Below are 22,339 nucleotides of genomic sequence, written 5' to 3' on the forward strand. Positions count from 1 at the left end.
GATCTTTTCAGGCGTCCCCGGCTGTATCGTCGGAATCGTCCCGCAACTGCTCCCACAACTCGGCGGCGCCGGGAAATTCCGTGCCGTCTTCGGGGCTCAGGTCATCCGGGTCATAGCGACTCAAACAGCCCTCACCCAATGTGGCGGGCGCCCTGGAAGTGGCTTTGTCCAATGGATCGGCCATGGTCATGTCCCTCTGATCGTTCCCACGCTCTGCGTGGGAATGCAGCCCTAGACGCTCCGCGTCTGCTGCGGGAGGTGACGCAGAGCGTCACAGGATGCGTTCCCACGCGGGGCATGGGAACGATCAACAGCGGGTATCAGAACACGACCGTTTTGTTGCCGTGCACCAACACCCGGTCTTCCAGGTGATAACGCAGACCACGGGCCAGCACCATCTTCTCGACGTCACGACCGAAGCGCACCATGTCTTCGATGCTGTCGCTGTGGCTGACGCGCACCACGTCCTGCTCGATGATCGGACCGGCATCCAGCTCTTCGGTTACGTAGTGGCAAGTGGCGCCGATCAACTTCACGCCACGCATCGAAGCCTGGTGATACGGCTTGGCGCCGACGAACGACGGCAGGAAGCTGTGGTGAATGTTGATGACTTTGTGGGCATATTCGCTGCACAACTCGGGCGGCAGAATCTGCATGTAACGGGCAAGTACCACCACTTCGGCCTCGTGCTGTTTGACCAGACGCGAGACTTCGGCGAAGGCCGGTTCCTTGTTCTGCGGGTTGACCGGCACATGGTAGTAAGGAATACCGTGCCACTCGACCATGCTGCGCAAATCGTCATGGTTGGAAATCACGCAGGCGATTTCGCAGTCCAGTTCGTCGCTGTGCCAGCGGTGCAACAAGTCAGCCAGGCAGTGGGATTCACGACTGGCCATCAACACCACGCGTTTCTTCTGCTCGGTGTCGGTGATGCGCCAGTCCATCGAGAACTCTTGGGCAATCGGTGCAAACGCTTCGCGAAAGGCTTCGATACCGAAAGGCAGCGAATCGGCACGAATTTCGTGACGCATGAAGAACCAGCCACTGAGATTGTCCGAGTGATGGCTCGCTTCGGTGATCCAGCCGTTATGTGACGCCAGAAAGTTACTGACTTTAGCAACGATGCCGACGCGGTCCGGGCAAGCAATCACCAGCCGAAAAGTGCGCATGAGGGGAACTCCAGAACTTCGCAAAGGCCGCCATTCTAGCGATTGCGCAGCAAAACTGCAGTATTGATGACGTGTGGCTTTGCACGCAGGCCAGGCACCGGTTCTGCAAGCACTATGCTGCACGTGCGATGGTGCTCTTGCGGGCCATCTTCAAGAGGTCAACTGTGAGTATTTGTGACGTTATTTAACTGCCACTCCAATGTGTGCCCTATGCGTAACTAATTTAAATAAAACACCGGTTAAATGTTTACTTGATGAAACACCCTGACTATTATTGTCGCACTGTTCCCTGTCATCCAGCGCCCAACATAAGGTAGTCCTCATGTCCTTGATCAACGAATATCGCGCCACCGAAGAAGCTATCAAAGAGCTGCAAGCCCGTTTGAAGAATCTGTCCCAAGACGACAAATTGCAAACCGAGCTGGAATTCGAAGGCAAACTGCGCACCCTGATGGGCGAATACTCCAAATCCCTGCGCGACATCATTGCGCTGTTGGATCCAGAGTCCAAAACCAAGGCTCCACGTGGCGGCGTAGTAAAAACTACCGGCACCAAGCGTGCTCGCAAAGTTAAACAATACAAAAACCCGCACAACGGCGAAGTCATCGAAACCAAAGGTGGCAACCACAAGACTCTGAAAGAGTGGAAAGCCAAGTGGGGCGGTGACGTGGTTGAAAGCTGGGCTACCCTGCTAGGCTAAGCCGCAGGCTAGTCGCAGACTGATCCGCGACCTGAAAAACGCCAGCAAATGCTGGCGTTTTTTTATGCCCGGAATTCAAGCCCAGATCATTTTCGGTTTCAAAGATTCAAACGTTTGCGTAATGCCTGGACATGATTTTTCCATTCATCCAGAACCTCTCGCTGAAACGGTGTAGCGCTAATCGTCAATTGAGCGGCAACCTCCAGAAAACTTTCCAGCGTATTGGGAGCCCCCCACTCCGGTGCGGACAAACGTTGCTGACAGAAAATTCGCCAGCGTTCTTGCTCTGAGAAGCTCAACGTGTCGGGAAAGTTGCGTGCGCGATAACGAAACAATAATTCAGGTAAACGTTCATCATCGAAAGGCCACTGCTCTTGTGCTAGTTGCGCAGGGTCGGCGGATCTGACTTGCTCGCATAGACGCCGGTCCCGATCGCCGATAAAACCGTCGTATAACTGTTGCTCAGGGTCCTGGCTTGGAGAGAAATCGTCGCCGGTATAAATGTCCGAGACCTTATCTCGCCAAACTTGTTGTGCGTCAGTTAGCCGCAGCGCCCGTTGCTGATAAAGCGCCATGTCCAGCCCCAAACGTTGCTGATCTTCAGGACGTAGTACCGACAACGGTGCCACTACCGGGCATTTGTTGATGTGTATGAGCTTGAGCGGCACCGGCAGTTCGCCTTCGGCCAGTTCGTCCCGACGGGTATAAAGCCGCTGACGCAAGGTGTCGGCATCCAGATCGAGCAGCCCCTGAGGGTCCAGATGCAGATCACAGGCAATCAGCGCGTTGCGATTACGTGGATGCCAGGCCAACGGCAGGACTACACCGACATAGTGGCGGGCCGCCGAAAAACGCCCGGAAATATGCACCATCGGCTGCAACAAGCGAATCTGGTCCATCACCTTTTGTTTGCTGCGCAACTGAAACAGCCAGTCATACAACTTCGGCTGTTTTTCCCGGATAAGACGCGCCAGAGCGATGGTGGCGCGAACATCCGACAACGCCTCGTGGGCATGGCCGTGATCGATGCCGTTGGCAGCGGTCAGGCGTTCGAGCTTGAGCGTCACCCGCCCTTCGTCATCCCTGGGCCAGACGAGGCCGTCGGGGCGCAAGGCATAGGCGGCGCGCACCACGTCGATCAGATCCCAGCGGCTGTTGCCGCCCTGCCACTCCCGTGCATAAGGGTCGAAAAAGTTTCGATACAGGCTGTAACGGGTCATCTCGTCGTCGAAGCGCAGGGTGTTATAGCCCGCCCCACAGGTGCCGGGGGCCGCCAGCTGGGCATGAACCCGTGTCATGAAATCGGCTTCGCTCAAACCCTGTTCGGCCAGACGGCCTGGCGTAATACCGGTGATCGCGCACGCCGCCGGATGCGGCAGGATGTCGTCACTGGGCTGGCAGTACAGATTGACCGGCTCGTCTATTTCATTGAGATCGAAGTCGGTGCGAATCCCCGCCACTTGCAACGGACGGTCGCAACGTGGATTGATGCCAGTGGTTTCGTAGTCGTACCAGAAGATCGAGGTCACGGGTTGTTCCTGAGCTGAAGACTGGCGAAGTCTAGGCGCTTGACCGCCATCGCGGCCAGCGATCTGTCATTCAACCACCTGACGCCACACGATGTGCAATACATAGTTATGTCGTTTTCCCCCGAGAGACTGCTAGCATCGGACGGACATCGAATCGCAAACCGGCCACACCAAGGTTGCCCATGCTCGAGACCACAGCACTGCCAGGGAAAGCAACGCTGGCCCCGCCACTGGACACGCGGTATCACGTCGAAACGCCCGAAGGCATCGACTTGCCACTGCGCCCGGCCGGGTTGATGGTCCGTGCGCTGGCGTTTGCCATCGACCTGGGCCTGCGCGGGTTGATCCTGGGCCTGCTGTTTATGCTATTGGCGTTTCTCGGAAAACTCGGCGCGGGGCTCGGCTCGATTTTGCTGTTCGTGGTGAGCTGGTGGTACATGGTGCTGTTCGAGGTGCTCAATCAGGGGCGCTCACCGGGCAAGCAATGGATGGGGTTGCGAGTGGTGCACGACGATGGCACGCCGATCGGCTGGTCCGCGTCCTTGCTGCGCAACCTGCTGCGATTCGTCGACATGCTGCCGTTCGGCTATTTCCTCGGAGCCATCAGTTGCCTGCAACATCCCACCTTCAAACGCCTCGGTGACCTGGCCGCCGGTACGCTGGTGGTCTACCGCGAACAACCGCTCACCCGCCCGCAGCTGCCCGACGTCCTGCCACGGCGCGCCGCCTTCACGCTGACGCTGACCGAACAACGCGCCATCCTCGGGTTTGCCGAGCGTCAGAGTGAACTCTCCGAGGATCGGGCCATGGAGCTTGCCTCGATACTCGCGCAACCGTTGCAGGTATCGAAGCCACAGGCCGTGGCCGAACTCAACGGCATCGCCCGCGCACTGTTGGGCCCGGCATGAAGCAAAGCCTTTTCGAAAGTCGCCACAAGGCCGAATGGGAGCAATTTGCACTCATGCTCGAACGGCTGGAGCGCGACGAGCAAACCTCACACATCGCCAGTTTCCCCAGCGATTATCGACGGCTATGCCAACACCTGGCCCTGGCTCAGGAGCGTGGTTACAGCAGCTTTTTGATCGACTCGTTGCAGCAACAGGTGTTGCGCGGGCATCAACAGCTTTACCGGCATCGCAGTCGGCTGGGTGCAAATGTGCTGAGCTTCATCCTCGCCGACTTCCCGCGACTGGTGCGCGAACAGTGGCGTTTCGTGCTCGCTGCCAGCCTCATATTTTTTGGCAGCCTGATCGGCTTTGCCTTGCTGGTGTATTTGTTCCCGGAGCTGGTCTACAACCTGATCCCGGCCGAGCAGGTCAGCGAGATGCAAAACATGTACGACCCCGACGCCGGTCATCTGGGGCGTTTGGCAGAACGAGCCGCCAGTGAAGACTGGGTGATGTTCGGTTACTACATCATGCACAACATCGGCATCGCGTTTCAGACCTTCGCCAGCGGTTTGCTGTTTGGCCTGGGCAGCGCGTTTTTCCTGTTCTACAACGGCTTGATCATCGGCGCGGTGGCCGGGCACCTGACGCACATCGGCTATGGGCAAACCTTCTGGTCGTTCGTGATCGGCCATGGCGCCTTCGAACTGAGCGCCATTGCCCTGGCCGGTGCCGCGGGCCTCCAACTGGGCTGGGCCTTGATTGCGCCGGGACGCTTGCCACGGAGCGAGGCTCTGCAACGGGCGGCGCACAAAAGCGTGCTGCTGATTTGCGGGGTCATGCTGTTTCTGCTGCTGGCGGCGTTTATCGAAGCCTACTGGTCGGCGCGCAGCGCAACTGCGCCGCTGATCAAATACCTGGTCGGCGCGGCGCTCTGGTTACTCGTGGCGACTTATCTGCTGTTTGCCGGACGGACCCGCCATGCGCCTGAGTGACGCCAGCGTGGTGATCCGCCCGCGCACGGCCTGGGAAGCCATGGACCTGGGGGTGCTGCTGAGTCAGCGCCATCGAGGCCTGTTGATGATCAGTTGGGCCATCGTGACCTTGCCGGTCTTCGCCCTGCTCACCCTGCTGCTGTGGGATTCGCCCTCCCTCGCCGTGCTCCTGTTCTGGTGGCTCAAGCCAGCGTTCGATCGGTTGCCGCTGTACATCCTGTCCAAAGCCATGTTCGGCGAAACGCCCACGCTCAAACAGGCCCTGCGCCAATGGCCGCGCCTGCTCAAGCCGCAACTGCTGGCCAGCCTGACCTGGCGTCGCCTGAGCCTGAGCCGCAGTTTTGTGATGCCCGTGGTGCAACTCGAAGGCCTGGGGGGCGAAGCACGACAACAGCGTTTACGCGTGCTGTTGCAACGCAATGCCGGTGCCGCCCAGTGGCTGACGATCATCGGCGTGCATCTGGAAACCGCGCTGTGGATCGGCTTGATGGGGCTGTTCTATATGCTCTTGCCGCAACAAGTGGAGCTCGACTGGAGCTGGCAGATCCTGATTAGCGCCGCCGTGCAGGACTGGCGCTGGCTGGAACACCTGACCAATGCCTTCTACGCCCTGGTGCTGGTGGTCTGGGAACCGGTCTATGTGGCCTGCGGTTTCAGCCTGTATTTGAACCGGCGCACGCGGCTGGAAGCCTGGGACATCGAACTGGTGTTCCGCCGCTTGCGCCAACGCTTGACCCCGGTTGTCACTCTGCTGCTGGCCGCGATCCTGCTGGTGCCCACGACGCAAAGCGCCTGGGCCGCCGAACCGGCCATGTCACCGGACAGTCCGCGTCTGCTGGAGCAACCACTGACCAGCCAGGCGTCCCGGGACAGCATCAAGGCCATCCTCGAACAGCCACCGTTCAAGAACAAGGAAACAGTCACGCGTTATCGTTTTGGCGAAGACAAATCCGCTACGGACAATGGTCAAACGCCCGCCTGGCTGAAGGCGCTGTTCAGCTTGCTGGACAGCCAACGCTTCGGCGTCTTGGCCAGCCTGATCGAAGTGTTGCTGTGGGGCACGGTGGTCGGCGCCATCGGGCTGTTGATCTGGCGTTACCGCGACTGGTTGCAGGCGTTCGTCAGCCGCCGACCGGCGTTAAAACGCAAAATCACGCGGCCGTTACCGCAGCAGGCATTCGGCCTGGAGCTCAACCGAGAAACCTTGCCCGCCGACATCGCGGCCAGCGCCGAAAGCCTCTGGCAAACCAACCCCCGTGAAGCCCTCGGGTTGCTCTATCGCGCCCTGCTCAGCCACTTGCTGCACGACTTCAACATGGCGCTCAAACCCGCCGACACCGAAGGCGAGGTTCTTCAGCGCATTGAACATCTGCAACAACCGGCGTTACTCGCCTTCAGCAAAAAACTGACCGCGCACTGGCAAAACATGGCCTACGGGCATCGCCTGCCACCGGCGCATTTGCAACAGGAACTCTGTGACGGTTGGCGCGCGTTATTCGGCCCGGGAGTGGTCCGTTGAATCGCAGGTTGTGGCTGGCGGTCGGCGTATTCATCGTCGTGCTGTTGGGCGCGTTAAGTGTTTACCTGTATCTCAAGGCCACGCCCTATCCGGCAGAAATCGATCACGGCCCGTCCCCCGAAGCCCAGGCCAATCCCTATCTGGCGGCCGAGCACTTTCTGCGCAAACAGGGCCTGAACGTCAGCCACGCCAACAGCCTCGACATCCTGCCGACCCTTGAGCCCCATCAGCACAGTTTGTTGTTGCTCGGCGACCGGTCGAACATGTCGCCGCGACAGGTCGATCAGGTGCTGAACTGGACCCGGGCCGGCGGACGACTTCTATTCGTCGCCGAAGCCCTGTGGGATGAAAAGATCGGTCAGAGCAATGACCTGCTGCTCGACCGGGTGCAGGTGCATCAGTTCTTGAGCAAAGACCTCAAGGACTCGCCTCCCGATCTCAGGGACGACCCCTACCCGAAACTGACCAAGCTCTACCTGGAAAACGAAGAGGCGCCGGCCTATGTCGGCTTCGATACCGCGTTCCACCTCGACGACCCGAAAAACCTCGCCCAGGCTTGGGCCAACAGTGGCAAGGCCACGCACATGATGCAGCTGACTCATGGGCTCGGTTCGATCACCGTAGTCACCGACGCCGACCTGTGGAAAAACCCGGCCATCGACCAGTACGACAACGCCTGGCTGCTGTGGTACCTGACCGCCGACACCGACGTGACCCTGCTGTTCAATACCGAGCACGACAGCTTGCTGACCTTGCTGTGGCGCTACTTCCCCCAAGCCTTGGTCGCCCTGCTCGCCTTGATTGGTTTGGGATGCTGGCATGTCGGCGTGCGCAGCGGCCCGATGCTGGAGCCGCCCCCAAGAGCCCGCCGCCAACTGCAGGAACACCTGCGCGCCAGCGCCGATTTCATGCTGCGCCGCAGCGGTCAGCAAAGTCTGCTGCAAGCCTTGCAGCACGACATCCTGCGCCGGGTCCGTCACCGTCATCCCGGTTTTGAACAACTCGGCGTCGCCGAACAATGGCTGGTGCTCGCACGCCTGACCGGCCAACCCACGCGCGCCATCAGCCAGGCCATGAGCCCGCGACCGAAGCAGCGCCTGTCCAGCGCTGAATTCAGCCGTCAGGTCGCCCACCTGCAAATCTTGAGGAATGCCTTATGAGTGAGATCGAGCCCGGCACCCAGTCCCACGCCGCCCAGCAGCGTCAACGCGCCAGCCAGTTGGCCCAGGCGATAAGGACGGAGCTGCAAAAAGCCGTGATCGGCCAGAACAGCGTGATCGACGACGTCCTCACCGCCCTGATCGCCGGCGGCCATGTGCTGCTCGAAGGCGTGCCGGGGTTGGGCAAAACCTTGCTGGTGCGCGCCCTCGCCCGTTGCTTCGGTGGCGAATACGCCCGCATCCAGTTCACCCCGGACCTGATGCCCAGCGACGTCACCGGCCACGCGGTGTACGACTTGCAAACCGAACAGTTCAAGCTGCGCAAAGGCCCGTTGTTCACCAATCTTTTACTGGCCGACGAGATCAACCGCGCCCCGGCAAAAACCCAGGCGGCGTTGCTCGAAGCCATGCAGGAACGCCAGGTCACCCTCGAAGGCCGCGCCTTGCCCATCGTCCAACCGTTCATGGTGCTCGCGACACAAAACCCCATCGAACAGGAAGGCACTTATCCACTGCCCGAAGCCGAGCTCGACCGCTTCATGCTCAAGGTGCGCATGGACTATCCCGATACCGAGCAGGAGGTGGACATGGTCCGCCAGGTCAGCCGCTCGACCCGGGCCGACATGCTCGACGTGCAACCGCTGCGCACCGTGCTGCAAGCCAAGGACGTGCTGGCCTTGCAACGCATCGCCAGCGACCTGCCGCTGGACGATCAGGTCCTCGACTACGCCGTGCGCCTGGCCCGCAGCACCCGCACCTGGCCGGGCCTGACCCTCGGCGCCGGCCCCCGCGCCTCCATCGCCCTGGTACGTTGCGCCCGCGCTCGGGCCTTGTTGCGCGGCGGCGAGTTCGTAATTCCCGACGACATCAAGGGTTGTGCTCTGGCGGTTCTGCGCCATCGCGTGCGTATCGCCCCGGAGCTGGACATCGAAGGGCTGGAGGTCGATCAGGTGCTTAAGCAACTGCTCGATCAAGTGCCGGCGCCGCGCCTGTGAAACCCTCGCGCCTGCTGCTGATCTGGCTTACGATCCTGCTGGCCATCAGCATCGTGCTGGGCACCCTGCGAGCTCTGGACATCGCCGTTCCATCAAGCCTGTTATCCATCAACTGGGGATTGCTGCTGGCACTGCTGGCCCTGGCGACACTCGACGCCCTCCGCCTCAAACGCCTGCCCTCACCCCACGTGCAACGACAAATGCCCGGCAGCCTGGCACTCGGTCGCTGGAGCGAAGTGCGGCTACAAGTCGAACATCACTTCGCGCTACCACTGACCCTACACATCTTCGACCACGTACCCCACGGACTGGACTTCGAACACCTCCCATTACCCGTCGAACTGCAACCCGGCCAGCACAGCCAGATCAGCTATCGCCTGCGCCCCCTCAAACGCGGTCACTTCACCTTCGAACACTGCGAAGTCAACCTGCCAAGCCCCATGGGCCTGTGGTCCGACAAACGCCTGCTCAACGCGGTCGACCACACCCGCGTCTACCCCGACTTCGCCCGCCTCTACGGCGGCCAACTGCTGGCGGTTGACAACTGGCTCAGCCAACTCGGCGTGCGCCAGCGGCAACGGCGCGGGCAAGGTCTGGAATTTCATCAACTGCGCGAATTCAGAGAGGGCGACAGCCAGCGCCAGATCGACTGGAAAGCCACCGCCCGGCATCGCACACCGATTGCCCGGGAGTATCAGGACGAACGTGATCAGCAGATTATTTTCATGCTCGATTGCGGACGGCGGATGCGTAGTCAGGACGGTGAGCTGTCGCATTTCGACCATGCATTGAATGCGTGTCTTCTGCTCAGTTACGTGGCGTTGCGGCAGGGGGATGCGGTGGGGTTGAGTATGTTTGCCGGTGATCAGCCGCGCTATCTCGCGCCGGTCAAAGGGACTGGGCAGCTCAATGTGTTGCTTAACAGCGTATACGACCTTCACAGCACGCAACGTCCCGCCGACTACCCGGCAGCGGTGAATCAGTTGCTGGCCCGGCAAAAGCGTCGGGCGTTGGTGGTGCTGGTGAGCAATGTGCGGGATGAGGACGGTGAGGACTTGCTGACTGCGGTAAAACGCCTGAGTCAGCAACACCGCGTGCTGATAGCAAGCCTGCACGAGGAAGCGCTCGATGATGTGCGACGCACGCTGGTACAGACCTTACCAGAGGCCTCTGCCTATTGCGCAGCAGTGGAATACTTCAACAACCGGGCCGAACTCCACGAGCAGATGAGTGCTCATGGAATACCCATGTTGGACGCTCGCCCCTCGGAACTTGGGGCCGGACTGGTGACGCAGTATCTGTCCTGGAAAAAAAGCGGGGCGTTTTAGTGCGTCAATCAGATTTCCAGAACTGTGACATATACGGCATCACTGATCGAACCCCCTCCTGGATTTTCGACTTTGACGGAAAGTGAAACCTGCTCCGATGAGTCAAACGGTCTCCACGCGAACCCGACTTTTCCATTGCTATCAGTTGTGCTCTCGAAAAATGGCTGCCCGTTTCTGGACATGAATATTTTCCTGCCGGGCATGGGTAGCCGGGATTTCGTTCCCACGATCAGCGCGGTCATCGTGACCCAATTGTTCTTGTAAACCGGATTTGGTGCTGCGGTAACGGACTCGATATTCGCATGCTCAGGAGAATCAAGCGGATCAAGAACCTCATAATTCAATGTCTTCGATCCGGCGGCAGTTTCTCGGACGAAAGCAGCCAACTGATACACACCGACATACGGAGCCGTCACCTCCACCTCTGCCAGCCCCTTGTCATCGGTCATGGACATCCTCGACTGCAAAGGCGGGAATTTCCAATCCACAGGGACACCCGGCGCAACACCACCCTGTTGTTCATAGAGCACCCGGGCCTGAGCAGTCATGGTCTCACCCAGCCAGAACGTCGTTTTGTCACTGTTCAGTTCTGCAACGACCAGTTTATCCTGCGGCGCCGACAGGATGACTGATTGCGCATCTGTGCCAGCCAGACCGCTTCGCACCGAGGCGGTCAATCGGACCTGGCCTGGCAGGAGCCAAAACTCAATCGTTGCCTTGCCTTGAGCATCGGTGAGCGTAGAAGGCAGCGCCAGATTCCCCTGCCGCCAGTGCACCTCGGCATCCGGCAGCGCCTTGCCGGTGATGGCCGATACCACCAAGGCGAAGGCTGACACTTTCTGCCCCGGAAAACCGCTCATCGCATCAACGACCAGCGCTTCAATCCGACGCGGTTCGTTCATTGAATAGTGGATATTGACCGACGCCGAATCAGCCCCACCCACGACGGACGCCGTGACAATACCCGGACCGGATGAGGGCGGGAGGAAACTTATCCGCGCCCTGCCATGAAAATCAGTGGTCGTATACGTTGGCTCCTGCCCCAGCCGCGTCCACTTGATCCGCACATTGGCCATCGGCCTGCCGGTCACCCCACTCGTCAACCGGACTTCGCAAAGAACCTGCTTCCCCCAATCGACAACCTGAAGGACACCGGGACTCGCCGTGATGTTGGCGGCAATGGCTTGGGAACCCAATGACATGGGTTGAGGGGCCGACCGCTCCAACAAACGACTGGCAGCCAGTTGAATAGCCAGACCGCTGTCCTTCAGATCACCCGCATTGAAGGAGATATCCAGCCCTTTTTCCGTCACTTCGCGGAATTCGCCCAGCGGGTCGGCAAACACAAGCCCGACTTCGCTCTGACCCGGGCTGACCAGACCCACTGCCACCGATTGCCCGAGCAGGGCACTGTCGACATCGGCCTGAAGGCGCATGTTGAACGCCTCGCCGCGCCTCGGAAAAAGTGCGCGTTGCGCCCAGAGCTGCTCGAGTGAATCGGTCACCAAACGCAGACTCGGCCATGGGTCGCCCGCCAGGGTGTTCAGTTGATAACACTGTTCAGCCTTTGACTGGTCAAAAGGATTGTTCGCAGTCGCACTTGCCTCGCTGAGGCCCGCTTGTGTTGAACGGGCATCGTACATCGCCCAGCCATCCACATCCGTCAAGGAGTCGACTGGCGCGCCACTCCCGACCTGCCATCCGACTCTCGCATTTGGGACCGGCCGATCCGCAAATGCTGAATAAAACCGGGCTTGCAATCGGACACTTTCATCCTTGCTCAGAACCGGATCGATGGCCGGCCCGCGCGCAGCAACCACTCTGATTTTATTGTGATCCAGATTCAATGGCGTCTGCGCCGTTAGCAGTTCGTCACCGATCACGACCGTTTTGGTCAACGTCATCTCGGCGTTGTCGGAGCTATTGGTAAAATCCAGCTCCCGGCGCGCACCGCCCGCCGTCATGACGACATCGGTTGAAAGCGGGGGAACGGCCACCATCCCCGGCGGCAACGGTGTGATGTCCGACTTCATCGGCAGTCCATGCAACGCACTGATCCCGTGTGGCATGAGTACCAACTGGTGTTTGGCCCACAGGCAGGGAAATAGCGTGTCATTACCCGACTCAGCCGAAACATGATCAAGCATGGCTCGGACTTCTGTGGCGAGATCACTGGCCAGCAGTCGCAACGGAAACTCGCGCGTTTCCGTCAAATGGGAACTGCTGAACCTCAGAGTTGAAAACCCACTGATATCGATGCCCGAAGTGATCTTCCATTCGAGGCCATCGACGCCCATTGTCCGGGGAATACCGGGTTGGGGATCCATTTCGAAGCCCGACAAGGGCTCTACCTCCCCCCAATCCAGCGCAATCGACTTGCCTATAAAGCTGCTGCCCTCAACGGGATCAATACGCAGTCTATGCGTCCTGCCTCGTCGGCAGATCACGCCCTGCACTACCCGGTCGATCGGCTTCCCGTCCAGAGTGAAGGTGACTTGCCCTTTCCAGCTGCTGACAGGCAAGGTCTTGACTGAAAATGGATGTTCAAGCACTGGCGCATCTTCATGGCGCTGGACACGCGCAGTAATCACGGACTCATCGGCATTGTCTGGCTGATGGTCTACACTCGCCCAGCCATCCACTCCCGTGAGAGATTTGACCGAACCGACAGGCGTTTCAAACCGGACTTCTACATTGCTGACTGGTTGCCTGTCGCTTCTTTGCACTTGTACCGCGCACGTGACGACGTCGCCTTCATCCACCACCGGCGACTTGTTCGGCCCCCAGGTCTCGCCGATCTCGACTCTGTTGTAGGCCAACGACATGGCATTGCTGCGCGATGGACGCTGCAACCTGGAACAGCCAATGACCAAGCCAAAGAAACCATCGCGGCTGCCCCCGAAGTTGAGCGTCCAAAGGACTGAACCACCGACTACCACTGCAGGATGGCCAAAATCCGGGAGCGCTGTTGCCCCCAGATCCGCGGGAAGATCTCCCTCCCCCCAGAACAGGAAGAATTCAGCGTCATGCAGAGGATGATCCGCCGGGATGTCCAGATAGATGCGAAATGACTCACCGCGTTCGGGGTAGCGGGTTTTCTCTCCCCAGAGGGCCGGTGGTCCGTCGTCGAACCGGGCCTGCAAGGTCTTCAGTGGATCGGTGGCAAACGCCAGGACGTCGAATGTGTGCGTCGCTTCGCCATTTTCGGATAAAGGACTGACAACAGAGGCGGTAATCCTGCTCAGGCCGGCCTCAGTGGGCGTGTATGGATAAGTGGCTCGACCTTGAGCATCGGTGGGTGCCCGGTGCAGGATCGTCTTTCCCTCTCCCTCTATCCGCCAGATCACCTCTCGGACTACCGGTGCCTGGGTGTAGACGGATCTGACCTGAACTTGCAGCTCCACTGATTCGCCATACTCGATGACCGGATGAGTCTCCGCCTGCTTTAGGGCGATCAGCTCCAGCAAATGATGCCCCAACGAAACCCGCAACGGATAAGGCTGCGCAGTGTATTTGCTGTGGATCTTCATGGTGAGTTCATTAGGCTCATCGCCCCCCAGATTCGGACAATCGAGCCACCATGGCAGATTGATCAGCTGGGTCTTACCCAAATCTGGCTCACCGGTGATGGCGCCCAGCGGATTGCCATAAAGCCACAGGCTCCCCTCGTCCCAACCGCTTGCTGAACTCTTCTCAAAAGAAATCCCGTGACTTTGATCACCGGTAGCTCCCAGGCACAGAGGCAAAACATCGGCGGGAGTGAAGTGCCGGCCATCAATGGAAAACGCTACCAACTCCAACGGTGGCAAACTCAGTTTCAGCCAGATGCCGGTCAGGCGGATTTCCGCAGAGCCACCGTCACCGGGTATTTTTTTCGGGCTGCAAAACTTCAGCTCAAGCTCATCGCCTGCCTGCAGATCGAGCCTGTCCGGCAACTCCTCTTCCACCTCGGTCAGATCGACCGCCAAAGGATCGGCAGCTTGCGCCCCCGACTTCGCCGGCAACGGGATCACGAACGTATCGATGCTGCCCTTTTTGTTGACCACCACTTGACCGGCAGATGACGGATAGGTGTTTTCGTAGAGAACACGCACGCGATAACGGGCATCAGCCTGTTGTGCAATCGGCACCTTCATCGTTTGACGAACCGCCGCCAGGTCGGCGAGTGTCATGATCATGACATAGACGTCGCCCCACCAATCACCCCGAAGTCCGCGCTCCCCTTGAGTACTCACATCATCCCAGTGATCAAAACCTTCTGTCTGATCTCCGTTTTTCACGAAGCTGTGATCCGTATCGATGGCTCTCACACTCATGATTGACGCTCCTCGGGTTTGCCGTCAGTACGTTCCACCCACTCCTGAACCTTTTTGGAGAAGGCCAGATCACCGACTTTGGCGGTGTAATACACCTTGACCACGATATCGGTCAGCGACATGAGCCTCGGGTTTTGCTTCACAGGCCACGGAAACACAATCTTCCAGCGCGACACGGCGCCGGTATTTTCAAACGGCGCGATAAAGCCTTCATCCGGTTTGAGCGACACCTGGCCGGCGTCATCCAGCCCCGTGGAGAGAGAGATTTGTTGGCCAGCGCTCAGATTGATCAGCACATCGGCCGGTGCCACCTCGTCTCCGGGGCCGTGCAGATAATCCAGTGATGCTTTCGACGGTTGTGTGGCGATGTAGCTGCCAATCTGGATCAGCGCCGCCACGACATTTTCGAAGGGGTTGGTCAGCATGGGCAGGGTGATTTCAATGCGCAAGATCTGACGGCAGTAATGGTCGTGGTAATCGCGATCGAACAGTAACTGGATCATCTGGAACTCCAGCGCTCCCGTGTCCAGCAAGTGGCCGAAGGCCTGCGTCCAACTGTCAAAACCCTTTTGCCGTGTCGCAGGGTCGTCGAACAATTGCCTGAGTGAGATCGTCTTGAGGATTTCCTGGCGCCGCTCGATGCGCTGCAAGTAATCGGAACGCATGCGCAACAACCCGGCCTGCAAGGCCATGCCCGCCGTCAAGCCACGGCGGTTGTCATGCCACACATTCGTGTCCAGATTGAACGCCTGGAACTCACAGGTTTGCGCCCTGAGGGCTGACTGCGCGCTCAAGCACAGCGCCACCGCCTGGTCATAGGCCTGGAAATGCAAGGTTTGCACCTGGCCAATCAGCCATTGGAACAACTCGCGATTGGTCGCCCGGGTTTGCAGAAATTCAAAGAGTTGCACCGCCTGGGCGTTGACCGCAAGGGTCTGCTCCAGATTGACCCTCGACGCCTCGACAGCCCGCGCCTGGGCGGCAATCTGGGCGTCGATCGCATTTTTTTCCGCCGTCGCCTGATTGCGCAGAAACAGCCAATCGTCTCGACGTCGGCGGTAACTTTCGGAGGTCGCCGTCTTGTCAGCCTTGGCCCGTGAAACATCGGCTGATATCTGGAATCCGAAGCCGACAGCACTCACCAGATGACCCGGCTCATGCCCGCCATTTGCCAATCCAAAGATATTGGGGAAGGCATGGATAACGGCCGCCCCCATCTGAAACCCAGTCGCCAAGGACACCATGCCCGCAGCATCTTCGACATGCTCCATGACTTTGAACTCATCAGGCGAGATGTTCTTTTCATATAAATCGCCGTAGTACTGCTCGCGCTCCACGACCGTCGCCCTGCTCAATTGCAGCGCGGTCAGGGTCTCTTCCTCCCGGGCAATGGCTTGCTCCTGTGCGCGCCGGGCGAAGTCGCCCAGTTCGGTCAGATGACGCGTCTGCATTTCCTCCTGCTCGACACGATCCTTCTGCTCAAGCAGGCGCTGCACTTCGCTCCCCAGTTCCTTCAATTGCTGGATCATTTCCAGCGCAGCGTCGAACAACACTTGCCAATGGAACGCGGCCACCCTCAGTTGCCCGCCCATGGGACGTACCGGGCCGGATGCACCGGCCGCGAGGTGACTCAACAAGGCATTGGGATCTATGGCCGAGAACAGCGGCACAGACGCAGTTTTTCCGTCGATGGTCCGGCCATGCCGGATGTTGTCGATCCGCTGCTCGGGCAAGTCGTACAGCGTCAGCAGGCGTGGACTGAGTGGCACTTTGAACGAGCGTGTGCCATACACGCCCGCATGCAAAAACCCCGAAGACCTCACTGGTAGCTTGTCAATCGGCAGGCGCAACGTCTTCTCGAACTCGATCAGTGCTAAGGGGGCATCCACCTCTTTCACCAACTCACCCAGTGTATTCGGCACCCAGCCATTGGTACTGCGGGTATCGGGTCTGATCCCCATCAGCGACTTGGCCCGCACATACTGCAGTTTGGCGGCCGTCAGACTGTCTCGTGTCATCTGCCGGTAAAGCCAGTCGCCCCAGGCGATGAGGATGTTCACGTAGTCGAGAAAAATCGCTTTCTGGTAGTGCACGGGCGACGAATAGGCAATGGCGTCCGGATCCCTGCGAGCCGCGGCCTCATAGTCGATAAGCGAATGCACGATGTTCAAGGGGCGGCAGCGCCAATACGCCGGTTTCCCCGGAATCTCGCCATCAACAGGTTTGGCAGGGGCCTTGGGATTGAACAGAAAATCCAGCCATTTCAGGGCCTCTTCGAAGCGGCTTTCGTCACGTAAGCGCATCGCAATGAAGTGCGCCAAGTGGAAGAACAGCTCCCAGAAAAACAATCCGTTGGCTCCATCGAATGGACCATTGGGCTCAGTCGTGCCATCAGGTAACGCAGGCTCTTTCGGAAACTGTGTCGCCCAGTCGAGCAATGCACTGATCGACACGCTGGAGGCGAACACCAGGTTGTGGCCGATCAACGTGTTGAGCCGAACATATTTCAGCTTGAGGGTGGCCGCCGGTTGGTTGAAGGCAAGGAACTGCGCGCCCTGGGCATTGCTGTCATCGATGAACGGCAAGGGGCCTGGGTCCGTCAGCGGGTTTGGCACCGTCACCACGAGGGTTCTTTCACCGTACGTGGCGCCACTCCCCGTGCCCGATAGTTTCAGGGTGATCGTGTCACCGTTGAAGGTCTGTCGCGTGACTTCCAGCCATTTCGTTGCCCATCCTCCAGTGCTCGGGTAGTCGGCAACGTCCGGCAACGGGTCGTTTACATCCCGATCATCGAGCTCCAGCGTGAACTGGACAGGCTTGGGGTCGGTTTCTGCCACTTGAGCACAGTGCCCCTGGAACCAGAGCGAGTAGTTGGAAGCATCCTTGCGAACGATATAAGCCTTGATGCCAAGGGCATCGGCCAACGTACCGGGTTTTGTGACCTGACTGTCAACGGCGGGGAACAGCTTTGGCTCGACCTTGCGCTGGAACGTACGGGAATCGAGAAACAACTCATTGACCAGATAATCCATGAGGGCCGTTTCGTCCTTCACTTTGCGAAACAGCGAGTCACGGGTTTCATAGATCGCCACCGAACGCGCTGAAGGGGCGCTGTCCCTCGGTTTGGCATTGGTCACATGCACGGCCAATCGGCCTTTGGGGTATTGGGTATCGATCGTGTCACGCAAGATCACCGCCACCAGCCGGCACCCCGCTGAAACGTCCACGTACGTCTTGAGCAGGTGCAAGCGAATGGGGGGCGACCAGCTCTTGTCCAGGGCAATGAACGCCACCAGGATTTCCAGCTCGTGAGGGCTTTGCAACTGTCCTTCGTTATCCTGGGCACCCTCGCGCCACTGGGCCCAGACCATGCACGGCCGCCCTTCCCAATACACCAGACGACTGTCCAGCACGCTGTCATCGGTGGGTATCTCAGCCTTCTCCCACTCGAACCACGCCGTGGGATTGACCGAGGGCGAGCTGGCCTCCAGCACGATGTTCACCTCGCGCCAGAACCAGCAATAAGGTGCAATGCGTTGCCTGCCCACCAGGTAATAGTGAGCATCCAGTGGATTGGCACCATCCATATAACCGGTCATGACCTGCAAATTGCAGATTTCTTCAAAGCTGCGCAGGTAGCGTTGCACGCCCTGAAGGACCAGGTCTTCAGTGATCGCTGCCTGGTTCACATGGGTTTCAAGTGCCTTGAACAAGCGGGTCTTGCGAATGCGCACGTAAGGCGTGATGTAATCCTCGGGCGTGCTCAGAAGCTGCATGAGGGCCGACCAGGGGCCGTAACTGCTGGCGATCTCCCACTCACCCAGAAGGTCAGGATCGAACTCTCGTCCGTCGTAACCGGGCTCGATTTTCTGCAACACCGCATGAATATATTGCTGCAGGCAACTGATAGCCTCCGCGACCTTAGAGGTTTGAACTTCATCGCTGTCCAGGGGATCCGAGCGCAACCATTCCCACAAGTCATCCGCGGACCGGGTCTTCATCGGAAAAGGCAAACCGGCCTTCTGGTGCTTGGCGTGCAGACTGAAATCAATCAACGCATTGCGCCGCAGGGCCGCCAGTTCACCGAGTTGTTTGTCAAACATCACCGTCTCCTATCGCATGGATTTGGATTCATGGGGCAATGCAGCGCGTCAAGGCTCAGCTGGCACCGCGACAAACTCCACCTGACGGAACTCGACTTCAGTGCCGTTGCTGGCCTTGGCCTTGACGTTGACTGTGCTCGCCTCGGCTTGAGTGAAGGTCAAGACGGCGACCCCCTGGCTGTCGGTGCGGGTTTCGATGCCCGGCTGCGGCAACGGGGAGAGTGTCCAGAACACCGGCTCGTCGGCGATCAGGTTGCCATAGTTGTCCTGAACGATGGCGCGAAAGGTCACCAGCGTTCCGACTGGAACACTGCTGGCGGGTAACGGGAAAGGGTCCTCGGTTTTGACATGCAGAGTGGTCCGGTCCGGGACGATCTCGACCCTCGGCGCTGGCACCTTGTCGCGCAGATCAAGGGCGTAAACCGGGGTCACAGTGCCCATCCGACCATCCGGGTAGAATTTGACCGTCGCGGTGCCGTCGCTTCCCGTCGTGATCATTGGCCGCTCGAACCGTCCCAGTGCGGACTCGCAATGAACATTGACATTCAATAGCGCTACACCGGTGGAATTCGTGACCGTAACAGTGAATGTCGCGAACTCGTCCGGTTTTTTGGCGATCAATTCGACCGGATGCGGATTTGTCGTCCAGCTGACGAGCACATCCTGCTGCTCCACCGCCCGGATGTCGTCGGCATAGGTCGGATCCGGCGGGTTGGACAGACTGGCTCTGACGAGATCCGCAACGTGTGTGTAAGCGGCAAAATGGCTGTCCGGGGGCAGCGTTCCGATTTTGATGAGTGTTTCGGCGGTCTGCCCGGTTTTTTCCGCCAGCAAGCGAATCCGCGTCAGTCCATCCAGGTGACCCAAGGTCACGATCAAGCCTTTCTCCGGGTTGACCTGTCGGGCGCAAGCCAGTACCTCGGCCACGCTGCAGTTGAACAGCTCCGCCAGCCACTTCGCCGCACGCGCGTTCACCAGTTCAAGACCATCGTTGCTCAGATTACCCGGCAGTGCATGCATACGTCGCAGGTAATCGAGCAGCCTTTCCTCAGGCTGACTGATCATGGCGAGGGCTCGCTTGTAAACCGTCAGCTCGTAAAGTGCAGGCAGGTTGAACGCCTCGGTCGATGACGGGTGCACGCCTTGGGCAGGGTTGGTTGCAATGTAATAGGTCAGGAACTCGCTGTTCAGGCCCAGCATGGCAACCACAGCACTGCGACGGGAGAACTCGGCCAGCAAGTCCAGAACCGGGTCGTTCGGCTCCTCATCCAATGGACCGGAAAAGACATCGCCGACAGCACCCTGCGACATTCCAAGCACCTGAGTCAGCACGTAGTGCACCGTCCCGCCGGACCAGCCAAGCACCTGCAAAACCAGATTGGCCGCCAGACCGCTATAGGCCACCAGCCCTTCCACCACCACACTGCCCTGACCGCCACGGCAACGCATCAGGACCGCGACAATCAGTTCGACCAGATTTTTGTCGAGGACTCCGGTCGCCGCTTCCACGGCAATTTCCGTCATTTCCCGGGCGTAGGCTTCGTAAGAACGTTCTGCCGATTCGGCGAAATGCCGGATCAGGCCTCGCTCGTCTACCAGTGCTGTCAAGGCCTGCAACCATTGTCGACTGTTGGACAGCGGGGCAACACCGGCCATTTTCAGGGCGTCTTCAGTCATAAGGGCGGCCGGAACCTGGCGGCGCCACGATTCGAACAACGTCCGCTGCACCTCATCGGGTTGCGACCGTGGCCAGGCCGTGGCCTGTTGCAGCACCCAATGGGCGGGCAACTGCGCGGCCTGCAACCAGCGCACGCAATCGGCCAAGGCATGAATCACGCTGAGTGCATCCGGCACATCCGGGGTCTGTGCACTGTTGATCGTCGGCACACCTGCCAGCTGCTTGACCCAAGCCTCACCGCCCATCAATTGCAGCAACAGGATGGCCTCGATGGCGCTGATCCCCAACATCCTGGGCAAGCGGGCCATCCGGTAGAAACTCGAAACTATCGGCAAGCTGCACGTCAAATCATCGAGACCGTGGGCCGCAGCGATCAGATGGGCGAGGTAAAAATAGGTTTCCTGATCGATGCCCAGGCCGCGACGCAACTGCTTGACCGTGAGTACATCCGCCTCGGTCACCGGAATGATGGGGAACGCCCGGCCATCGAGGATCAGAGGCTTGGAAACGGGAACAGCGCCGTTGAAAACACGATCAAAGTGAGACGGTTCCGTCCCCGTTCCAAACACGGACATCCGCCAGATGAAGGCTGCAAAATCTTCCGGGGGGCACACCGACAAATTGCGCAGTTCCTGAAACAGACCGAGGGCTCGCAGGGTGTTTGGCGTTACCCAATAGGGCGGGGGTGTGGGTAACGGCGTTTCAGCGTGATTGGCGGCGACCATGAGTTGATCGGTTTGGGGAAATTGCAACTCGAGCGCATCACTGAGTCGCAGCATTCGCTGGATGCGGTCAATCCGGTCTTCGGTCATGCCCTCAAAGCGATTGAGCAGATCATTCTCGGCGTGACGGATGGTGATGGGCGGGATCTTGCCCTCATGGATGAAAACCGATCCGAAGTCCTTGCCGGTCACCGGGTCCGGGCCCGTACCGACAACGTGACCTGGCGCATTGACGGACAATACAGGCAATGCCCCCTCAATCGATAACAAGGCCTCAAGACTCGATGTCACCAGTTTCGCTCGTTCATTGAACAAGTACACGTTGGCCAGATTGGGCCCTTCAACAGCCTTGAGACCAAAGTATCGTGGGTAAAAGCTGCTGGCCCCACCGGGGAAATGTGCAGCTTCGGTCAGGAGTGTTCGCAGCGATGGACTTAGCCGCGCTGACTGAACCAGGGCCACGTCCGACTTATCGCTCCACGGCGTCGAGCGCAGAAAGTACGGGTATTGCCGATCACACTGGCGCACCACACTGCCCACTGACTCGGCATGCCCCTTCAACACATGATCGATCGTCACCCAGGGCCAGTGAAAGGGCAGTTCGTGCGGAAACGCCTGTTTGCTCAGTTCCTCGTCCAGGTCTTGCAGCGCACCGAGGGTGGCTTCAATAAATTTTTCCATGATGCCGGTGATGACTTGCACCGACGACACCGAGCCGTGGACCGCCATGAAGTCAATCCTTAATTTTTCCAGGTCCGCGCGCCGGGTGATCAGCGGGAAAGCACTGTCATCGGTCTCCCCCAGCCGTTTCAGGGCCCAATGCAGAAGAGCCACCAGATAGGCTGCTGGCGAATGAACCGCTTCGATCGCATTCGGCGGACACAACGTATCGAACTTCGTCTTGAACACCCGAACATAGGTGGGGCCGTTATCGAGACCGCCCTCTATAGGCCCGACGCTCTCCCCACTCAACTGATGCTCGATGAATCGTCGCAGCACGGCCGTCGACAGGACGTTCAGACGCTCCTGGAACTGCCGGGCCTGCTGGCGATTGAGTTTATAGTCGCGCATCAATCTATCGACACCTCGTTGCGCCAGCAACGTGACCGACCCCCCCGCCTTGAAAAACCGCGTCAGGGCCGCCGATGTCGAGCGCTTCGATTTACCGGTGGCCTGAGCAAACATTTGCTGTGCGATTTGCGCGGGAGAGGCGGTCATACTGATGCTCCTGGGTCCGA

The 22,339-nt window shown here is 59.2% G+C and carries 13 protein-coding genes; 7 read left to right on the forward strand and 6 right to left on the reverse strand.

All coding sequences use genetic code 11. From position 1 onward, the window contains the following. Window positions 1-7 precede the first annotated feature (7 nt). Both HCU66_RS16560 and purU read right to left on the reverse strand, forming a co-directional pair. Window positions 8-184: a hypothetical protein gene (locus tag HCU66_RS16560; protein WP_205889488.1), complete on the reverse strand. Its 177-nt coding sequence runs from the start codon at window positions 182-184 to the stop codon at window positions 8-10. A 136-nt stretch (window positions 185-320) separates the two neighbouring features. Next, window positions 321-1,169, reverse strand: a complete 849-nt coding sequence (gene purU, locus HCU66_RS16565; protein ID WP_205889489.1) for a formyltetrahydrofolate deformylase — start codon at window positions 1,167-1,169, stop codon at window positions 321-323. Between the two features lie 322 nt (window positions 1,170-1,491). On the opposite strand from purU, the gene mvaT reads away from it, so the two are divergent. Next, on the forward strand, window positions 1,492-1,869 hold the full coding sequence (gene mvaT / locus HCU66_RS16570; protein WP_205889490.1) for a histone-like nucleoid-structuring protein MvaT: 378 nt from the start codon (window positions 1,492-1,494) through the stop codon (window positions 1,867-1,869). A 98-nt stretch (window positions 1,870-1,967) separates the two neighbouring features. Here mvaT and sbcB read toward each other — a convergent pair whose 3' ends face one another. Continuing rightward, window positions 1,968-3,398: an exodeoxyribonuclease I gene (gene sbcB / locus HCU66_RS16575; protein ID WP_205889491.1), complete on the reverse strand. Its 1,431-nt coding sequence runs from the start codon at window positions 3,396-3,398 to the stop codon at window positions 1,968-1,970. Window positions 3,399-3,580: 182 nt separating this feature from the next. Between sbcB and HCU66_RS16580 the strand changes: the two genes are divergently transcribed. Genes HCU66_RS16580 through HCU66_RS16605 form a run of 6 tightly spaced genes read left to right on the forward strand, consistent with a single transcriptional unit; the run spans window position 3,581 to window position 10,282 of the window. Beyond that, window positions 3,581-4,306, forward strand: a complete 726-nt coding sequence (locus HCU66_RS16580) for an RDD family protein (RefSeq protein WP_205889492.1) — start codon at window positions 3,581-3,583, stop codon at window positions 4,304-4,306. Next, window positions 4,303-5,280: a stage II sporulation protein M gene (locus HCU66_RS16585; RefSeq protein ID WP_205889493.1), complete on the forward strand. Its 978-nt coding sequence runs from the start codon at window positions 4,303-4,305 to the stop codon at window positions 5,278-5,280. The genes HCU66_RS16580 and HCU66_RS16585 overlap by 4 nt, the downstream gene beginning before the upstream one ends. Further along, window positions 5,267-6,799, forward strand: a complete 1,533-nt coding sequence (locus HCU66_RS16590; RefSeq protein ID WP_205889494.1) for a DUF4129 domain-containing protein — start codon at window positions 5,267-5,269, stop codon at window positions 6,797-6,799. The genes HCU66_RS16585 and HCU66_RS16590 overlap by 14 nt, the downstream gene beginning before the upstream one ends. Beyond that, the gene (locus HCU66_RS16595) at window positions 6,796-7,959 is read left to right on the forward strand and encodes a DUF4350 domain-containing protein (RefSeq protein ID WP_205889495.1); all 1,164 of its coding nucleotides are present in this window, start codon (window positions 6,796-6,798) and stop codon (window positions 7,957-7,959) included. Before HCU66_RS16590 ends, HCU66_RS16595 begins: the two co-directional genes overlap by 4 nt. Further along, the gene (locus HCU66_RS16600; RefSeq protein ID WP_205889496.1) at window positions 7,956-8,954 is read left to right on the forward strand and encodes an AAA family ATPase; all 999 of its coding nucleotides are present in this window, start codon (window positions 7,956-7,958) and stop codon (window positions 8,952-8,954) included. Before HCU66_RS16595 ends, HCU66_RS16600 begins: the two co-directional genes overlap by 4 nt. Beyond that, on the forward strand, window positions 8,951-10,282 hold the full coding sequence (locus HCU66_RS16605) for a DUF58 domain-containing protein (RefSeq protein WP_205889497.1): 1,332 nt from the start codon (window positions 8,951-8,953) through the stop codon (window positions 10,280-10,282). The genes HCU66_RS16600 and HCU66_RS16605 overlap by 4 nt, the downstream gene beginning before the upstream one ends. Window positions 10,283-10,290: 8 nt before the next feature. Here the strand turns inward: HCU66_RS16605 and HCU66_RS16610 are convergent, their stop codons facing one another. Genes HCU66_RS16610 through HCU66_RS16620 form a run of 3 tightly spaced genes read right to left on the reverse strand, consistent with a single transcriptional unit; the run spans window position 10,291 to window position 22,319 of the window. Beyond that, window positions 10,291-14,598: a hypothetical protein gene (locus tag HCU66_RS16610; protein WP_205889498.1), complete on the reverse strand. Its 4,308-nt coding sequence runs from the start codon at window positions 14,596-14,598 to the stop codon at window positions 10,291-10,293. Next, window positions 14,595-18,701 (reverse strand): Tc toxin subunit A-related protein, encoded by a 4,107-nt coding sequence (locus HCU66_RS16615; RefSeq protein ID WP_205889499.1) that lies wholly within the window; start codon window positions 18,699-18,701, stop codon window positions 14,595-14,597. Before HCU66_RS16615 ends, HCU66_RS16610 begins: the two co-directional genes overlap by 4 nt. Before the next feature lie 48 nt (window positions 18,702-18,749). Next, window positions 18,750-22,319, reverse strand: a complete 3,570-nt coding sequence (locus tag HCU66_RS16620) for a Tc toxin subunit A (protein WP_205889500.1) — start codon at window positions 22,317-22,319, stop codon at window positions 18,750-18,752. Window positions 22,320-22,339: the final 20 nt, after the last annotated feature.

Origin of the sequence: Pseudomonas frederiksbergensis, from assembly GCF_017114915.1 — a bacterium.
In the GTDB taxonomy this organism is placed as follows: Bacteria; Pseudomonadota; Gammaproteobacteria; order Pseudomonadales; family Pseudomonadaceae; genus Aquipseudomonas; species Aquipseudomonas frederiksbergensis_I.

What these genes read in the sequence shown, in the direction of transcription:
- HCU66_RS16590 (WP_205889494.1), top strand. Translation starts at nt 5,267, where the DNA reads ATGCGCCTGAGTGACGCCAGCGTGGTGATCCGCCCGCGCACGGCCTGG.
- HCU66_RS16620 (WP_205889500.1), bottom strand. Translation starts at nt 22,319, where the DNA reads ATGACCGCCTCTCCCGCGCAAATCGCACAGCAAATGTTTGCTCAGGCC.
- HCU66_RS16610 (WP_205889498.1), bottom strand. Translation starts at nt 14,598, where the DNA reads ATGAGTGTGAGAGCCATCGATACGGATCACAGCTTCGTGAAAAACGGA.
- purU (WP_205889489.1), bottom strand. Translation starts at nt 1,169, where the DNA reads ATGCGCACTTTTCGGCTGGTGATTGCTTGCCCGGACCGCGTCGGCATC.
- HCU66_RS16580 (WP_205889492.1), top strand. Translation starts at nt 3,581, where the DNA reads ATGCTCGAGACCACAGCACTGCCAGGGAAAGCAACGCTGGCCCCGCCA.
- HCU66_RS16585 (WP_205889493.1), top strand. Translation starts at nt 4,303, where the DNA reads ATGAAGCAAAGCCTTTTCGAAAGTCGCCACAAGGCCGAATGGGAGCAA.
- mvaT (WP_205889490.1), top strand. Translation starts at nt 1,492, where the DNA reads ATGTCCTTGATCAACGAATATCGCGCCACCGAAGAAGCTATCAAAGAG.
- HCU66_RS16600 (WP_205889496.1), top strand. Translation starts at nt 7,956, where the DNA reads ATGAGTGAGATCGAGCCCGGCACCCAGTCCCACGCCGCCCAGCAGCGT.
- HCU66_RS16560 (WP_205889488.1), bottom strand. Translation starts at nt 184, where the DNA reads ATGGCCGATCCATTGGACAAAGCCACTTCCAGGGCGCCCGCCACATTG.
- HCU66_RS16615 (WP_205889499.1), bottom strand. Translation starts at nt 18,701, where the DNA reads ATGTTTGACAAACAACTCGGTGAACTGGCGGCCCTGCGGCGCAATGCG.